Genomic DNA, 16,310 nt, shown 5'->3' on the forward strand with positions numbered 1-16,310 from the left:
GGTCCCGCCAGCATTCTTCTCCTATACTCCTTAGGTGATTGGTATTAGAGTGACGTTCTGACGTCGCCGATTCCGGAGCCTGGAGAGCACATGCAAGGACTGCTGTTCGGCACGACGCTGCTCGCGTCGTTCCTCGGCGGCATCGTGGCGTTGCTGGCACCGTGCTGCGTGTCGGTGATGCTGCCCGCCTATCTGGCCACCGGGTTCCACCGCAGACGCGGCATCCTCGCCGCCACACTGATCTTCGCCGCCGGAGTGGCCACCGTCATCATCCCGATCGGGCTCGGCGCCACCGCCATCACCGCGCTGGTCTCCGGGCACCACTTCGCGGTCTTCTCCATCGGCGGCCTGGCCATGGCCGCCGGCGGCATCGCCGTACTGGCCGGCTGGAAGCCGCGCCTGCCCATGCCGACGGGTGGCACGCCGGGCACCGGAACGGGCATCGGATCCGTCTACGGGCTCGGGCTCTTCTCCGGCGCGGCCAGCTCCTGCTGCGCCCCAGTGCTCGCCGGCGTCGCCGTCCTGTCCGGGGCAACCGCCTCCTTCCCTGCCGCCCTCGTGGTCTCCGCGACCTACGTGGCCGGGATGGTCGCCCCTCTGGCGGCGCTCGCTCTGGTGTGGGACCGCCGCGACTGGGGCTCCTCCCGCCTGCTGCAGGGCCGCGAAATCACCCTCACCCTCGGGCCGCTCAAGCGCCGCATATCTCCGGGCACGCTGGCCTCCGGGCTGCTGCTGATCGGCATGGGCGCGCTCACCGTCGTCATCGCCTTCACCGGGCCCGGCATGGGAGACGGCGGGTGGCGCCTGCGCCTGGCCGCCGACCTCCAGCACTGGGCAGCGCAGGCGACCGGGTGGCTGTCATGGCTCCCGGGCTGGGCCTTCGCGCTCCTGCTCGCCTCGGCCGCCGTCCTCCTCGTCCGACAGGCCCGCCGGCACCGCAGCGAAGCCCCGCCGCCCCATGACAAGACCGCGCCCGCAGGTTCCGCCACGCCGTCCGACGCGGAGCACCCCGCCTGCTGCGCGACCCCCGTCCCCACACTTGAGACCACCGGGATCACCGCCGATGACTAACACCCGCCACCCGTCCAAAGCCGCCGCCCGCACGGCCAAAGCGGCCGCCACCCAAGCCGAAGCGCAGCGCGCGGAAAACCGCCGCCGCCTCACCTTCTGGACCGTCGGCATCGTGCTCGCCGCCGTGCTCACCGGCGCGCTGTACGCGGTCTTCACCCGCTCCACGTCCGCCTCCGGAGGGCCGGGCGGGTACGAGATCGGCAAGCCCGGCCCGGGCACGGCCGCCCCCGCCTTCACCCTCGACGCCAGCACCGGCAAGAAGATCAGCCTCGCCGACTACCAGGGCAAGACCGTCCTGCTGTACTTCCAGGAGGGCCTGACCTGCCAGCCGTGCTGGGACCAGATGAAAGACCTGGAGAAGCAGGCAGCCAAGGTCAAGGCCGCCGGCATCGACCAGGTGCTGTCCATCACCACCGACCCCGCCGACCTGATCACCCGCAAGACCCGCGACATGAAGCTGTCCACGCCGGTGCTCGCCGACCCGGACCTGGCCGTGTCCAAGACCTTCGACGCCAACTCCTACGGGATGATGGGCAGTTCCCGCGACGGCCACACCTTCGTCCTGGTTGGACCTGACGGAACCATCAAGTGGCGCGGCGACTACGGCGGTGCCCCGAAGTACACGATGTACGTCGCCCCCGACAAACTACTGGCCGACCTTCAGGGGAAGGCGAAATAGTCATGCCCGACGCCACCGCCCGCACCGCCGTACAGGTGACCCTGCTCACCCAGGCCGACTGCGCCCTGTGCGACCACGCCAAACAGGTCCTCGCCCGCATCGGCGCCGACCACCTTCTGCACATCACCGAGATCGGCCTCGCCACCGACGAGGGCCGCCGACTCGCCCTCGACATGGGCGTGCTGTTCGCCCCCGGCATCCTCCTCGACGGCAAACCCTTCGCCCACGGACGCCTGTCCGAACGCAAACTCCGCCGCACCCTCACCACCCGCTAAGGAGACGAAAACCATGCAGCAAATCCTCTACATCCTCCCCGCCCTGATGTGCCCGCTCGGCATGGGCGTCATGATGTGGTTCCTGATGCGCCCCAGCAACAAACAACAGGCCGGCCACGGCACCAGCGCCGTACAGGAACGCGAACTCGCCGCACTGCGCGCCGAGATAGACGCGCTGCGCGCCGCGCAGCAGGCTCCCATCGGCGACCCGACGGACACTCCGGTCTCGTTCGGCAAGCCTGCAGGCGCGTCCCGATGACCAGCTGGCTGCTCCCCATCGGAGCGACCGCATTGGCGGCCGTGGTCACCTACTGGTGCTGCGTGCGCCCCATGCGCAAAGACCATCACGGCACCGCACCGCTGGCCGCCCGCGGCTGCTGCCCGCCCTCGCAAGCGGCAGAAGACCTCGGCGAACAGATCAAGCAGACCACGGCAGAGCGCGACCGGCTCCGCGCCGAGTCCCCGTCCCAGGGGGAGCCGGGTCAACGCTCAACCACAGAAGGGACTGGCGCGGTTGGGCGCTGAGATCCTGGCCAACGACCCGCAGCGGCGCGGGTTGCACGGACGCCTTGCGGTGACTTCCCGCGCGTTATCCCCTCGTAGGTGCCGGGACGTCAGCGACGGCCAGCGCCAGGGCGCGCTGCGGGTAGCCGCGGATGTCGGTGACCGGTCCACCCGAGAGACGGAAGACCTGGAAGATCTGGTTCGGGCGCTCGCCGTCGGGGCCGCGTTCGGGTCCCGCCAGGTCAAAGCCCAGCACCACCGCCTCGTCACGCACGATGGTCTCGGTGATCCGGGAGCGCACCCCTTCGGCGCTCAGTCGGCCATACCAAACCAGCACATCGGAGCACGAGTGGCAGGTCTGAGGGGTGTCCTCCTTGCCGCCCCACCGAACGCCCGGATCCAACAGCGTTCCCAGCTGCGCCAGGTCCCCGGCTTCGAACGCCTCCTGCAGCCGGGCGGCGATGGTTTGTGCGGTCTCGCCCATCTGTCGGTCTTCTCTCTTCGCTGAATAGAGGGATGCGCCCAGGCCAGGTGGTCGCGAGCGGCGATGTACGCCGCTTCCCGCGCTATCCGCGATGGGGCGAATCCGCCGGCATGGCGAGGATTTCACCGCACAGGGTGACGCAGTCGGGGCATACACAAAGAAAAAAGACACTCCCACGGGTGGCTGTACCGAGGACGACAGTGGCCGTCGGAACAAGGACTCCTGCAATACCGGCGCCAGCTTCACCAACCCGGGCATCGTCTATCTACCCAGGCACACCCAAGCCGGCGAATGTGTTCCCCGAGACCTTCGACGCCGGCGTGGTGTTCCGCTTCCTCGACCGCCTCGCGGGCCACTTAACCCACAAGCTCCATGTCGTCCCATACGGCCACTCCGCGCACGACCGGATCCAACTGCGCTACCTGCCGTCGTATCTCACCGGAATTGAACCCCGACGAACTGGTCAACGCCGACCTCAAACGCAGCCTGCCCATACCCAGCCAGGCCCGCGACCAGGCCCAATGCCCGGCCGAAACCCGCAGGTTCTTCCACCGCTGCCAACACCAGCCACACATAATCCGCGGATACTTCGGCGGTCCCTACATCCGCTACACCCTCGAATAGAACCAATTGAGTTTCGGATCCATATTGGTGGACCGGCCTGTGCTTCACCGCCCGCCCCGACGTTCTGGTCCGTAGGGACTCCACCCCTTCAGGTATGACTTGAGCTCCTCTGGCGTTGGCTCCCCAGGAGCCGGCATCTCTGGAAGCCGGGTCAAGGGGTCGATCGACCTGGCGAATTCACGTGCCCACTTCAACCAGCGTCTGGCCGATTCCGGAGCTAGCTCGTCCACGCCGCTGCCCGGTTCGGCAAGACGGCGTTCCAGAGCATCGCAGTACGCACCGAGGACGGCGGCCTCCTGCCAGCGTCTTGCCTCTTCGCGCAGTACCTCAGCGAGTTGATCGCGAACGGCCCGACTCCTCGCCTCTTCCATGGCCGCCCGCCAGCGGATCTCGCGCTCCGCCCCAGCCCGCTCTTCGCACTCTCTGCGCTGAGCGGCCTCCAGCGCTCGCGCCTCGATCTCCCCAAGGATCACCCCCAAGGCGTCCTCAAGCACCCTGCTCTTGCGATCTCGCCAGCGCCCCGGCCGACCGGACCGGCCATGGTCAAGCTCGACGACAAGCCGCGCGGAGCGCTCTGGATTCGTCGACTGCGGAAACTCCTGCCTCACGGCGACGGCGCACGCGAAGCCGTCGACCACCACGTCCATTCCGCCCTCGCGCTGTGAACGGTACGACTGGCTCTGCCTGACCTCGTACCCTCGCCGCACCGCCTCGGCAGCCAGCGACTGCAGCATCAGGAGTGACCGGCGACGAAGCACATCGCGAATGACCAGTTGTCCGTCATCGTCCTTGAGTGCGGCCACAGCCGGATGGAGAGAACTCAGTCGTGTGGGGACCGGCACCACCGAAGCATCGGCCTTCGGCCGCTGACTCCGCGAGTTGGGGTGAGGGCCCTCGGCGAGCCGCATCACCAGCCCGTGTGCGCCGAAGCGCGCCTTCTCGATGCGTCTGCCCTGCGGTTCCAGGCCATGCCGCTTGGCGTAATCGACTACTCGCCGCCACTCCGCAACCTCGTCGTCATCGGGATCGGCGAGACAGACACGCCCCTCTGCGACTAGACGCTCGATCAACTCCAGTGCCTTCGCGCGTCGAGCGCGCGCGATGGGCCGCTCACCATACGGCGCCGGAATACGCTTTCGACTGGTCACTTCGCGCCATGCTCCGTCGTTCGTCGACGCCAAGGGTCCGACGGACCCTACCTGAACACCGTCGTCCGTAGACGCCGGATCGCCGTGATGACGACCATGCCGCCGTTAGAACGGCTGGCCTCATTGACCTCCGCGCGGGCATGGCCACACTCTTGCTGACCGGCAGCCTCGATCTCTGCGCAGAGCCGTAAGAATGGCCACCACCCCTGGGATCCCCCTGGGACTTTTCTGGGACTTCCGGCCGCATCAACGGGCATGACCGCGAAACAGCCGAAAGACCATCTTCGCTGTTCAGCGCCCCGCCGCCGACTATCCCGGCAGGTCACGGACCCGCCCGGTCCCTTCCGCGACATCTGATCAGCCGGAACCAGCGGCTCTGCGCTCAGCGTGACCCGCCTTCGGGCCCCTAAACACTCGCCACCTCAACAGGGCTCGATCTGCCCAACAGGAAGCCTGCCGCCCCATCAGAACGAGCGTCGGGCGAGCACTACGAGCGTCATTTCAGCGTCAAGCTATCGTCCGTAACGCCCACACCACACATAATGCGCACGTGCAAAGACGCAGTTCAGGAGCCCCTTGTGACCGGCTCAAGGATGGCCACGCGCTCCACAAGGTGCGTCATCGGTAAGTGGTCGAGATGCCCCATGGCACCCCGATGAGGCGATGTGGCGGCGAGCCAGCACGCGCCCAAGAGCTGCACCCGCAAGCCATACAGATAGAGCGTCGACTTCCCAACGATGCGGCTGGGCATGCCGAGCGCCGGAAGGGCCCCGCAGCCCCCAAGAGAACAAAAGCCGTCAGCGGACCAAAATCCGGACCATACGCGGACCAACATCCCTCAGCTCAAACCCACTGCGGCCGCTATAGCGGTCAGGAAGGGCGCGATCCGAGTACCACCAGTAGACGAAGAACTTGCATTTGCGCATCCCCCAACGCGCCAGGGCCAGGGCAAACCGAATGCAGCTGACAGACAGGCGAGGAGTCTGCCTTGGGCAGTCGCGCTCGGTACACGGAGGGCCGGACCAAAACCGGAGGCGCAGCGAAAATCAACTGTGCCCGACTGCAGCACCCACTCGGACCGGACTCACGGCTTCAACGCTCCGTAGTCAGCACCAAACCAGCACGGGAGAGGTGATCAGGGGTGCTGACAGGGGATTTTAGTCAGCACCGAACCAGCACGGGAGCCAGCACCGCACGTCGAAGTGTGCCAAAAGCCGCATCCCCGCAGCGGGGCGTATGGCGCCACCGGAGGGCGCCGGCCTGGCTTCCGATGCCGCGCATAGCTGCCGCGCGGACACCCGACCCCGAAAGTGTGGTGTCCCACCACATGTGCGCCTGACCAGTGGCTTCCTACGGTGTGGCGACATCGAATCGTCCCCGTCCCCGCTCGGAAGTGGTGACCATGGCTGCCTCGGCATCCGCTCCACCCGCACCTTCGTCCCTCAAGCGCATCGTCGCCGCGAGCCTGATCGGCACCACCATCGAGTGGTACGACTTCTTCCTCTACGGCTCCGCCGCCGCCCTGGTGTTCAACAAGCTGTTCTTCCCGGGCTCCGATCCGCTGGTCGGCACGTTGCTGTCGTTCCTGACCTACGCGATCGGCTTCGCCGCCCGGCCGGTCGGCGCCCTGGTGTTCGGGCACTTCGGTGACCGGCTCGGGCGTAAGAAGCTGCTGGTCATCAGCCTGTTGATGATGGGCGGCGCGACGTTCTGCATCGGTCTGCTGCCGACCCACGCCACGGTCGGCTCGGCCGCGCCGGTGCTGCTGACCGTGCTGCGGCTGGTGCAGGGCTTCGCGCTCGGGGGTGAGTGGGGCGGGGCCGTGCTGCTGGTGTCGGAGCACGGGGACGCCAAGCGCCGCGGGTTCTGGGCGTCGTGGCCGCAGACCGGGGCGCCCGCCGGGCAGTTGCTGGCGACGGGGGTGCTCTCCGCGCTGACCGCGCTCATGTCGGACTCGGCGTTCCTCGCCTGGGGCTGGCGGATACCGTTCCTGCTCTCCGGTCTGCTGGTGATGGTGGGCCTGTGGGTGCGGCTGTCGGTCGACGAGTCGCCGGTCTTCAAGGCGGCGCTGGCCAAGGCCGCGGCGCGGACGTCCGAGGATCCCGTCGAACGCATGCCGCTGGTGGCCGTGTTCCGGGACCACTGGCGCGATGTGCTGGTCGCGATGGGCGCCCGGATGGCCGAGAACATCAGCTACTACGTCATCACCGCGTTCGTCCTGGTCTACGCGACCACCCACGCGGGGCTCGGCAAACAGACCGCGCTCAACGCCGTACTCATCGGCTCCGCCGTGCACTTCGCGGTGATCCCGGCCTGGGGCGCGCTGTCCGACCGGATCGGCCGCAAACCCGTGTACCTGCTGGGCGCGGCCGGGGTGGGGCTGTGGGCGTTCCCGTTCTTCATGCTCATCGACCGCGAGAACTTCGGCTCGCTGGTGCTCGCGATCACCGTCGGACTGATCTTCCACGGCGCGATGTACGCGCCGCAGGCGGCCTTCTTCTCGGAGATGTTCTCGACCCGCATGCGGTACTCCGGAGCCTCGATCGGCGCCCAGTTCGCCTCGGTCGCGGCCGGCGCGCCCGCACCGCTCATCGCGACCGCGCTGCTGAAGGACTACGGGACGTCCACCCCGATCTCCCTGTACGTGGTCCTCGCCGCCGTCATCACCCTGGTCGCCGTCGCGGTCGCCAAGGAGACCCGTGGCCGGGACCTCACCGCGGTGGAACCGGAACGGGCCGCGGACCCGGCGCCCGCGGCTACCGCCGCGACCGCGCCGCGCTGACCGCGGAAGGATCAGCCGGTCCGCGACCAGGAGGGTGGTCGCGGACCGGCGGCGGTTCAGCCCGTGCCGCCCAGCCGGTGCAGGCGCAGGGCCAGTTGGAGTTCGAGGGCGCGTTCCGGTTGCTGCCAGTCGGGGCCGAGCAGCTGGGCGACGCGCTCCAGGCGCTGGGCGACGGTGTTGACGTGGACGTGCAGCGCGTCCTTGGTGCGGGCCGGGCTCATCCCGCTCGCGAAGTACGCGTCGAGGGTACGGACGAGGTCGGTGCCGCGCCGGGTGTCGTAGTCGGTGACCGCGCCGATGGTCCGCCGGACGAAGCCCCCGACATCGCGGGAGTCGGCCAGCAGCAGGCCCAGGAAGCCGAAGTCCTCGGCCGCGGCACCCTCTCCGCCCCGGCCGAGCACCCGCAGCGCGTCGACGCAGCGCTGCGCCTCGGCGTATCCCGCGGCGACCGCCTCGGGGTGCGCGGCCGGGGCGGGGACGCGGGTGGACGCGCCCACGGTGACTTCGGCGTGGACGGCCGCGCCCAGTTGCGCGGCCAGCCGGCGGGCGGTCGTCGACGCGTTGACGCCGTCCTCCAGGGGCAGCAGCAGTACGGTGCCGCCGTCCCGGGCGGCGGCCAGGCCGTGCCGGGTGGCGGCGACGTGCGAGGCGGCGGACCACAGGCGCTGGCGGTCGGCGGTGGCGCCGTCGGCCGGCCGGGCTGCGAGCACGACATGCGGTACGTCGAGGTCGGCGCGGAGCCGGCCGGCCCGTTCGCGCAGCAGCCGGGGATCGCGGTGCGGCGCGTCGAGCAGGTCGTCGAGCAGCTCGCCCCGGAAGCGCTGCTCGGCCTCGCCCGCGGTGCGCCGGGCGAGCAGCAGCAGCGCGGTGACCATGGCGGCGCGTTCCAGGGTGCGCTGGTCGACGGGGTCGAGTCCGGGGTGGCCGCGCAGCACGAGGGCGCCGAGGAGCTCGCCGCCCGCGGTGACGGCGGCGGTCCAGGTGTCGCCCTCGCGCACCGCGTGGCCGTCGGCCCGGGAGCGGGCGACGGCGGCCGCGAGGGCGGCGGGCACCGGCTCGCCGCCGGTACCGGTTCCGGTGACCTGGACCGTGCCGGAGAGCACTTCGGCGACGGCGGCGGCCACGTCGTCGACCCCGCCGCCGCGCAGCACCAGCTCGGTGAGCCGGTCGTGGACCTCGGAGGCCCGTTCCAGGACGGCGCTGTGCGTGCGGATGGTGTCGTTGGCGGCGCCGAGGCCGTCGAGCGCCGAGCGGGTCTCCTCCAGCAGGTTGGCGGTGTCGATGGCGACGGCCGCGAGGGAGGCGAGCGAGGCGAGCAGGGCGATCTGCTCGCGTTCGAAGACCCTGATCCGCCGGTCGGCGGCGAAGAGCACGCCGATGACCCCGCTGCCCAGGGCGAGCGGCACGCCGAGGATGGCGACCAGGCCCTCGTCGCGGACCCCGGAGTCGATGGTGTGGGTGTGCCGGAACCGCTCGTCGTCGAAGTAGCTCTCGGTGACGTACGGCATGGCGGTCTGCGCGACGAGCCCGCCGAGCCCGGCGCCCATCGCGAGCCGCAGGCTCTGGAAGCGGGCGGACACCGAGCCCTCGGTGACCCGCATGTAGGTGTCCCCGGCGCGGGGGTCGTTGAGGGTGAGGTAGGCGACGTCGGTGCCCAGCAGCGAGCGGGCCCGCTGCACGATGGCCTGCAGTACGGCGTCCAGATCACGCAGCCCCGCCAGATCGCCCGCGGTCGCGAAGAGCGCCGACAGCTCCGCCTCGCGCCGCCGCCGCCCCTCCAGCTCGTCCCGGACCCTTAGGGCCAGCCGCTTGGCGCGTTCGAGCTCCGCGAGCCGGGTGACGGGCGCGCCGTCGGCGCGGGCCCGCAGCACCGGGCGCTCGTACTCCTCGGCCGGTGCGCCCCGAGCGAGGAGCCGCAGGTAGGGGGCCTCGGCCGGTTCGTCGGCTGCCGGGTGATCGTCATTCATGGGCACAGGCATACCGGCCCGCCCGGCCCCGGCGCCAGCGGCGTTCAGTGGGCGGTCCATCCACCGTCCATCGTGAGGGAGGCGCCGGTGATGAAGGAGGCCTGTTCCGTGCAGAGATACGCGGCCAGTTCCGCGACCTCGGCCGGCTCCACCAGCCGTTTGACGGCCGAGTCCGCCAGCAGGATCTCGGTCACGACGCGCTCGGGCGCGATGCCGTGCGCGGCGGCCTGGTCGGCGATCTGCCGCTCCACGAGCGGGGTGCGGACATAGCCGGGGCACAGGCAGTTGGAGGTCACCCCGTGCCGGGCGCCTTCCAGGGCGGCGGTCTTGGAGAGCCCTTCGAGACCGTGCTTGGCGGAGACGTACGCGGACTTGTACGGGGAGGCCCGCAGCCCGTGCACGGAGGAGATGTTGACGATGCGGCCCCAGCCCTGCCCGTACATGTGCGGCAGCGCCCCGCGGATCAGCCGGAAGGGCGCCTCCAGCATGACGCGCAGAACGGTGGAGAAGACATCGGGCGGGAAGTCCTCAATGGGGCGGACGAGTTGCAGCCCGGCGTTGTTGACCAGGATGTCGGTACCGGCCGCGGCCTGCTCGGCGGCGTCGAGATCGGTGAGGTCCAGCAGCAGGGTCTCCACGGAGCCGGGCCGGCCCGCGGCCTCCTCGTGCAGCGCGGCGAGCCCGTCGGCGTCACGGTCGACGGCCCGCACCTTGGCCCCGGCGGCGGCCAGCCGCAGGGCGCAGGCGCGGCCGATGCCCCCGGCGGCCCCGGTGACGAGTGCGGTGCGGCCGCCGAGGTCCACGGCGGAAGGCGAGATCAGCGTCATGCTGGGCAGGTTAGGCAGCGATCGCCCGCCGACCGATGGCGGCCGCACCCACACTTCGGCGCCACCGGGTGTGGCGTGCCGCCATGGGTGCTCAGCGCTCGTGGAGCCCGGGGTCCGGGGCCGGGACGAACCAGGCCGCCGGTTCGTTCTTGAGGGCGAGCGCGATGCGCTCGCGGTGCAGTGGCGCGAGTTCCGGCAGCGCGTCGGGGGCGAACCAGCCGACGTCGAGCGACTCGTCGTCGTTGACCTTCGCCGTGCCACCGACGGCGCGGCACAGCAGCACCACGTCCATGTACTGCGCGAGGTGCCCGTTGGGGTACTCGATCACCTGGTTGGTGAAGACACCGAGGATCCGCTCGACGACGGCGACCACCGCGGTCTCCTCCTGGATCTCCCGCACCGCGGCCGCGGCGGGCTGCTCCCCCGGCTCGGGGATACCGGCGATCAGCGCCCAGTTCCCGGTGTCGGAGCGGCGGTTCAGCAGCACTCTGCCGCGGTCGTCGAAGACCACCATGACGACGCCGGGCATGAACAGCAGCGTGTTGCCCGCCTTGGCACGGATAGCGCGGATGAACTCGGGAATCGGCATCCTCCGAGCCTAGCGAGAGCCCCTGATCGTCACACCAGCACCAGGGCCACCAAGTGGTGGATCGTTCCTGCACTACATATCCACAACTCACCACCTGAGCCGTTACGGTGACCGGGACAGCGCCTACGCGGGGACCGGACGGCGACGGCACCCCGTCGCGTCCAGGTGGCGTCAGGGGGTACCGGGGGATGAGAACGGCGACCGGCGGGGCGTCAGGAGCGATGCGTGCGGACGGCCGGGACGGCCCGGAGGAACGAGTTCAGGGCAGCAGGACCGACGCGCTCGGCGTCGCCGTGCTCGTCTGCTGGGCCACCTGGTCGCTGATCGCCGCGGCGGGCCGTCCGGCCCGCCCCGAGGGTCTGCTGCTGGCACTTCTCGCGGTGACCGCCGGATACGCGACGGGCCGGATCGCGGGCGCCCTGCTGCCCGTCGCGGCCCCGGCGGGCATGGCGCTCGCGATCGTCGTCGCGACCCTGGTGATGCCCGGCCGGCTCTCCGGCGCCGCCGATACGCCGCCGCTGGGCTACCCGAACGCCGACGCCGCGCTGCTGGTCCTGGCCACCGGCGCCGCCTGCTGCGCCGCCTGGAGCGCGCCCTCCCCGCCCCTGCGGCTGGTGCTGCGCACACTCGGAGCCGGCGCCGGGGCGCTGGCGCTGGCCCTCGGCTCCACGGCCGGGTTCGCCGCGTCCGTCGGAGTGCTGCTGTGCTCCCTGGCCGCCTCGCACATGCGCCGTCGGCTGCTGGCCCTGGTGGGGTTCGCGCTGGCGACCGCGATAGCGGTCGGCGGAACGTACGCGGTGGCCACCGACACCCTGCCGTCCGGCCTCTCCGCCTCCCTCGCCGGACAGCTGACCGCGCCCCGGGTCGAGCTGTGGCGCGACGCGGTGGGAATGGCCGAGGACCACCCGGTGCGCGGCGTCGGCCCCGACCGCTTCCGCGTGGAGAGCGCCGGCGCACTGGCGGCCACCGAAGGACCGCCCACTCCCCAGTCCGCCGTCTTCCAGGTCGCCGCGGAACAGGGCTTTCCCGGCCTCGCCCTCCTCGGGGCGGCGTTCGCCTGGGTCCTGTGCACGCTGTGGCGCTCCCCGCGCTCCACCCCGGTCGTCCTGACCGCCGGAGCCGCCCTGACGGGGCTCTCCATGCTCGCCACCGTCGACCACGTGCTCAGCTACGCCGTGGTGACCGCCGCGGCAGGCATCCTGGCGGGCCTGGCGGCGGCGCGTCCGTTGCCGGACTAGGGCGTGTTGCGAAAGTCCCGCCTGGCCCACGACGCCTGGCACGCGCCCTAGCCGAGGGCCGGGCCGGATCAGGGACGAACGTGAGGGGGACGGGGCCGGAGGGGGAGGGGTCCGAAATGCTGCCGTGGATTTGTGGGCCGCCAGGCCCGTAAATATGCGATTTCGGACCCCTCCCCCGGAGGGCCCGGCCCACGACCCGTGTCAGGAAACCGGCGGCAGGCCGTTGCGCGGCCGCAGGCCGACCCACTGCCGGATCGCCGCCACGGCACCCTCGGCGTCGTCCACCGTCACTGTGAAGACATGCCCGCTGCCCAGCACCAGCACCACACCCGGCCCGCGGCGTACGACGACCGCGGTCCCCATCTCGGGCCGCCAGCGATAGCCCCAGCCGCCCCACGTGCGCGGGCTGACGAGGGGGGCGAGGTCCGCGGAGCTGACCTGGTCCAGGGGGATGCGGCGGCGCGGTACGCCGATGTGGCCGCAGCGCACGTAGAGGCCTTCGCGGTCCACCGTCACCCGCACATGGGTGAACGCGACCGTGCCGAAGAGCACCAGCAGCCCGACGGCCACACAGCCCACCACCGACATGACCAGCGGCGCCAGACCCGAGGTGTAGGGGCCTTCCACGGCCAGCTCGATCCCGAGCGCCATACAGGCGGCGCCGGCGGCCGCGGGCAGCCACTGCATGCGGTTGTGGGCGCGTCCTGTCCAGACCGGGGGCCAGATCTGGGGCGCGGGCGCGTCTCCCTGAGGAGCTTCCGTCATGGTCCGCAGCCTACTCAGCTACCGGCGAGTCGGCAGCCTCATGAAGCGGGCGGATGAACGCCGGCCGGACGGACCCGGGCGGGACGGGTTCAAGCCGACGGGCTGAGGCGGATGCGGCCCGCTCCGAGCGCCGCGCCCTCCGGGTAGGCCAGCGCGGACGCGGGAAGCTCGGACCGGCGGCCGCTGAGGATCACCGTCAGGCTGCCGGACGGCTCCGCCGCCGGCTCGGGAAGCGCGCCGAGCCTGCGCAGCGCCTGGGCGGCGACCGCCTCCGCCGACCCGAGCGGGGTGACGGCAGGACCGCCGGCCCGCTGGACGGCGGCGCGGATCCGCTCGGTCACCAGCTCGTAGTGCGTACAGCCCAGGACCACGGCGCGCACATCGTGCGGCGTACGGGCCGCCGCGACGGCGATGGCCGCGTCGATCGCCGCGTCGTCGGCGTGCTGGACGGCGTCCGCAAGCCCCGGGCACGCCACTTCCGTCACGGCCGCCCCGTTGCCGAACTCGTCGATCAGCCGGCGCTGGTAGGCGCTGCCGGTCGTCGCGGGCGTGGCCCAGATGGCCACCGCCCCGCCGCCCGCGGCGGCGGGCTTGATCGCGGGCACCGTACCGATCACCGGCACGGCCGGTTCCAGCTCCGCCCGCAGCGCGGCCAGCGCGTGCACGGAGGCGGTGTTGCACGCGACGATCAGCGCGTCGGGGCGGGTTTCCGCGGCCGCCCGCGCGCAGTCCAGCGCATGCGCCGTGACGTCCTCGGCGGTGCGCGGGCCCCACGGCATCCCGTCGGGATCCGAGGACAGTACGAGGTCGGCGTCGGGCCGCAGCCGGTGCAGTGCGGCGGCCGCCGCCAGGAGGCCGATTCCGGAGTCCAGCAGCGCGATCTTCACCCGGTCACCTTATGCGACGACCGCCCGCGGCCCTCAGGGCACGGGGGGTCCGGGCGCGTCCGGACCCGCCGTGGCGCGGTTGCGGCAGACTGCGGCAGGTGACGGTGCTGACGTGGGTCGCTGGGGTGTCGCTGCTGGCGTGGGTGTGGCTGCTGCTGGCACAGGGGTTCTTCTGGCGGACGGATGTCCGGCTGCCGGGACCGGAGGAGGGACCGGGCGGTGGGGCCGACGCGTGGCCGACGGTGGCCGTCGTCGTGCCCGCCCGGGACGAGGCGGCCGTGCTGCCGCTGAGCCTGCCCTCGCTGCTGGCGCAGGACTATCCGGGCCGGGCCGAGGTCTTCCTCATCGACGACGGAAGCACGGACGGGACCGGCGAGACCGCCCGGTCGCTCGGCGCGCTGCACGGCGGGCTGCCGCTGACGGTGGACTCGCCCGGTGAGCTCCCGGCGGGCTGGACCGGGAAACTGTGGGGCGTACGGCACGGCATCGCGCTGGCCACCGAGCGCACCGGCGCGGAGTACCTGCTGCTCACGGACGCGGACATCGCGCACGAACCGGATTCGCTGCGTGCGCTGGTGGCGGCGGCGCGGGCGGCGGACCTCGACATGGTGTCGCTGATGGCCCGGCTGCGCGTGGAGACGGTCTGGGAACGGCTGATCGTCCCGGCGTTCGTCTACTTCTTCGCCCAGCTGTACCCGTTCCGCTGGATCAACCGTCCGGGCGGCAGGACGGCCGCCGCGGCCGGCGGCTGTGTGCTGATCCGCCGCTCGGCCGTCGAGGCGGCCCGGGTGCCGGAGTCGATCCGGCACGCGGTGATCGACGATGTCGCGCTGGCCCGCGCGGTCAAGGGCGGCGGCGGCCGGATCTGGCTGGGGCTCGCGGACCGGGTGGACAGCGTGCGCCCGTACCCGGACCTGGGCGAGCTGTGGCGGATGGTCTCGCGCAGCGCCTACGCGCAGCTGCGGCACAATCCGGCGGTCCTGGCGGCGACCGTCGCCGGGCTCGTCCTCGTCTATCTGGTGCCACCGCTGGCGGCGCTGGGCGGTGCGGCGGCGGGGGCCTGGCCGCTGTGCGCTCTGGGCGCGGCCGCGTGGGCGGTGATGGCGGGGACCTATCTGCCGATGCTGCGCTACTACCGGCAGCCGCTGTGGCCGGCGCCGCTGCTCCCCTTCACCGCGGCGCTGTATCTGCTGATGACCGTCGATTCCGCGGTGCAGCACTACCGCGGCCGGGGCGCGGCGTGGAAGGGCAGGACCTACGCGCGTCCCGACGCCTCGGTGTAGACGGCGGCCAGCCGCGCGCCGACGGCGTCCGGCCCGAAGTGCCGCCGGGTCCGGTCCGCGAGCGCCGCGGGCTGTCGCCGCGTCAGTTCCGCGGCGGCCTCGACCAGCGCGAGGGCCAGGGCGTGCGGATCGGCGGGCGGTACGAGGATGCCGCCGTCGCCACCGACGAGTTCGGGCAACGCGCCGGTGCGGCTGCCGACGACCGGGGTGCCGCAGCACAGCGCGTCGAGTGCCGTGGTGCCGAAGCCGCTGACGTGCCGCGGGTCCACGAAGAGGTCGGCGTGCGCGAGGGCGTGCAGGGTCTCCTTCCGGCCGAGGTCACCGGTGAGGACGGCGGCGCCGCCGGTCCCGGCGCGCCGGAGGTGTTCCCGGACGGCGCCGAGCCCGGGCCCGTCACCGATGATCCGCAGCCGTAACCGCGCATCCTTGCCGAGCGCTTCGGCGAAGGCGTCGGCCAGTACGTCCCAGCCCTCGTTCCCGACGAGCGGGCCGGCGGCCACGATGCGCACCGGGTCCTGGCGGATCCGCGCCCGGGCGGGAACGTCCAGCAGCGCCTCGGTGTCCACGGGGTGCGGCACCAGCAGATGGCGGCCGGGGAGCCCGAGTTCACCGAGCCGGGCGAGCAGTAGGTCGCTGACGGGCAGGATCGCGGCCGCCTCCCGGTACAGCCGGGCCGCGCGCCGCCGGTCGAGCAGTCCGGGGAGCGGCCGCGTCGGGTGGCCGAGCCAGCGGCGGTCGTGCTCGGACAGGACGTACGGGATACCGGTGACCTTGGACAGCCACGGCAGCTGGCCTGCCGCACCCGGGGCATGGCCGTGCAGGACGTCGATCGCGCCGCACTCCGAGGTCTCGACCCGGAGGACCGCCTCCATGCGGCCCGCGGTGACCCGCTGCCCGACGGCAGCGGTGGCCGGACGGTTCCGTCCCCCGTGCGCGGCCTCGATCTCGTAGCGGTGCGGGCTCCGCTCGTCGCGCCCGGCGAACGGCAGTCCCGGCAGCGGCGGAGTGCTCAACGAGCCGACGGTGACCAGCTCGACGACATCGGCGACCGTGGCCGCGGCCCGGTGCCAGGCGTCCGGCCGTCGTGGCCCGTCCGGTCCGGACAGCATGGCGACCCGCACGGCCTCACCCCTTGTGACTCCTCACGGAGCGCGGCGGAAACCTCCCGGAATCCACCGCTCCGGGGC

General features: G+C 71.8%; 15 protein-coding genes. 7 read left to right on the forward strand and 8 right to left on the reverse strand.

All coding sequences use genetic code 11. The features are described 5' to 3' along the window. Positions 1 to 90 precede the first annotated feature (90 nt). From C6N31_RS10015 to C6N31_RS10030, 4 genes are read left to right on the forward strand one after another with little or no spacing between them, the layout of a single operon-like run. Positions 91 to 1,071: a cytochrome c biogenesis CcdA family protein gene (locus C6N31_RS10015; RefSeq protein WP_198357423.1), complete on the forward strand. Its 981-nt coding sequence runs from the start codon at positions 91 to 93 to the stop codon at positions 1,069 to 1,071. Further along, complete coding sequence (locus C6N31_RS10020) at positions 1,064 to 1,750, forward strand: peroxiredoxin family protein (RefSeq protein ID WP_198357424.1); 687 nt, start codon at positions 1,064 to 1,066, stop codon at positions 1,748 to 1,750. The genes C6N31_RS10015 and C6N31_RS10020 overlap by 8 nt, the downstream gene beginning before the upstream one ends. A gap of 2 nt (positions 1,751 to 1,752) precedes the next feature. After that, on the forward strand, positions 1,753 to 2,025 hold the full coding sequence (locus C6N31_RS10025; RefSeq protein ID WP_198357425.1) for a glutaredoxin family protein: 273 nt from the start codon (positions 1,753 to 1,755) through the stop codon (positions 2,023 to 2,025). Between the two features lie 13 nt (positions 2,026 to 2,038). Further along, complete coding sequence (locus C6N31_RS10030) at positions 2,039 to 2,284, forward strand: hypothetical protein (protein WP_198357426.1); 246 nt, start codon at positions 2,039 to 2,041, stop codon at positions 2,282 to 2,284. 330 nt (positions 2,285 to 2,614) lie between these two features. Here C6N31_RS10030 and C6N31_RS10035 read toward each other — a convergent pair whose 3' ends face one another. Beyond that, entirely contained in the window at positions 2,615 to 3,013 is a 399-nt protein-coding gene (locus C6N31_RS10035) for a nuclear transport factor 2 family protein (protein WP_198357427.1), read from the reverse strand. Between the two features lie 668 nt (positions 3,014 to 3,681). Continuing rightward, entirely contained in the window at positions 3,682 to 4,785 is a 1,104-nt protein-coding gene (locus tag C6N31_RS10040; protein WP_269289135.1) for a hypothetical protein, read from the reverse strand. Between the two features lie 1,402 nt (positions 4,786 to 6,187). Here C6N31_RS10040 and C6N31_RS10045 point away from each other — a divergent pair. Continuing rightward, on the forward strand, positions 6,188 to 7,567 hold the full coding sequence (locus C6N31_RS10045; RefSeq protein ID WP_138356009.1) for an MFS transporter: 1,380 nt from the start codon (positions 6,188 to 6,190) through the stop codon (positions 7,565 to 7,567). Between the two features lie 56 nt (positions 7,568 to 7,623). On the opposite strand, the gene C6N31_RS10050 is transcribed toward C6N31_RS10045, so the two are convergent. From C6N31_RS10050 to C6N31_RS10060, 3 genes are all read right to left on the reverse strand, one after another. Next, positions 7,624 to 9,534: a helix-turn-helix domain-containing protein gene (locus C6N31_RS10050; RefSeq protein ID WP_232485040.1), complete on the reverse strand. Its 1,911-nt coding sequence runs from the start codon at positions 9,532 to 9,534 to the stop codon at positions 7,624 to 7,626. Between the two features lie 44 nt (positions 9,535 to 9,578). After that, the gene (locus C6N31_RS10055) at positions 9,579 to 10,361 is read right to left on the reverse strand and encodes a 3-hydroxybutyrate dehydrogenase (protein ID WP_138356007.1); all 783 of its coding nucleotides are present in this window, start codon (positions 10,359 to 10,361) and stop codon (positions 9,579 to 9,581) included. 91 nt (positions 10,362 to 10,452) lie between these two features. Beyond that, the gene (locus C6N31_RS10060) at positions 10,453 to 10,950 is read right to left on the reverse strand and encodes an NUDIX hydrolase (RefSeq protein WP_138356006.1); all 498 of its coding nucleotides are present in this window, start codon (positions 10,948 to 10,950) and stop codon (positions 10,453 to 10,455) included. A gap of 221 nt (positions 10,951 to 11,171) precedes the next feature. Between C6N31_RS10060 and C6N31_RS10065 the strand changes: the two genes are divergently transcribed. Beyond that, on the forward strand, positions 11,172 to 12,188 hold the full coding sequence (locus C6N31_RS10065) for an O-antigen ligase family protein (protein WP_232485041.1): 1,017 nt from the start codon (positions 11,172 to 11,174) through the stop codon (positions 12,186 to 12,188). Positions 12,189 to 12,389: 201 nt separating this feature from the next. Here C6N31_RS10065 and C6N31_RS10070 read toward each other — a convergent pair whose 3' ends face one another. Continuing rightward, the gene (locus C6N31_RS10070) at positions 12,390 to 12,953 is read right to left on the reverse strand and encodes a hypothetical protein (protein WP_138356004.1); all 564 of its coding nucleotides are present in this window, start codon (positions 12,951 to 12,953) and stop codon (positions 12,390 to 12,392) included. 89 nt (positions 12,954 to 13,042) lie between these two features. Continuing rightward, on the reverse strand, positions 13,043 to 13,840 hold the full coding sequence (locus C6N31_RS10075; protein WP_138356003.1) for a glutamate racemase: 798 nt from the start codon (positions 13,838 to 13,840) through the stop codon (positions 13,043 to 13,045). A gap of 98 nt (positions 13,841 to 13,938) precedes the next feature. Between C6N31_RS10075 and C6N31_RS10080 the strand changes: the two genes are divergently transcribed. Then, positions 13,939 to 15,123, forward strand: a complete 1,185-nt coding sequence (locus C6N31_RS10080; RefSeq protein ID WP_244809078.1) for a glycosyltransferase — start codon at positions 13,939 to 13,941, stop codon at positions 15,121 to 15,123. Here C6N31_RS10080 and C6N31_RS10085 read toward each other — a convergent pair. Continuing rightward, positions 15,096 to 16,244 (reverse strand): glycosyltransferase, encoded by a 1,149-nt coding sequence (locus tag C6N31_RS10085; RefSeq protein WP_138356001.1) that lies wholly within the window; start codon positions 16,242 to 16,244, stop codon positions 15,096 to 15,098. The two genes, C6N31_RS10080 and C6N31_RS10085, sit on opposite strands and share 28 nt — an antisense overlap. Between the last annotated feature and the right edge of the window lie 66 nt (positions 16,245 to 16,310).

This window comes from Streptomyces fildesensis, assembly GCF_016107395.1.
GTDB classification, from domain to species: domain Bacteria; phylum Actinomycetota; class Actinomycetes; order Streptomycetales; family Streptomycetaceae; genus Actinacidiphila; species Actinacidiphila fildesensis.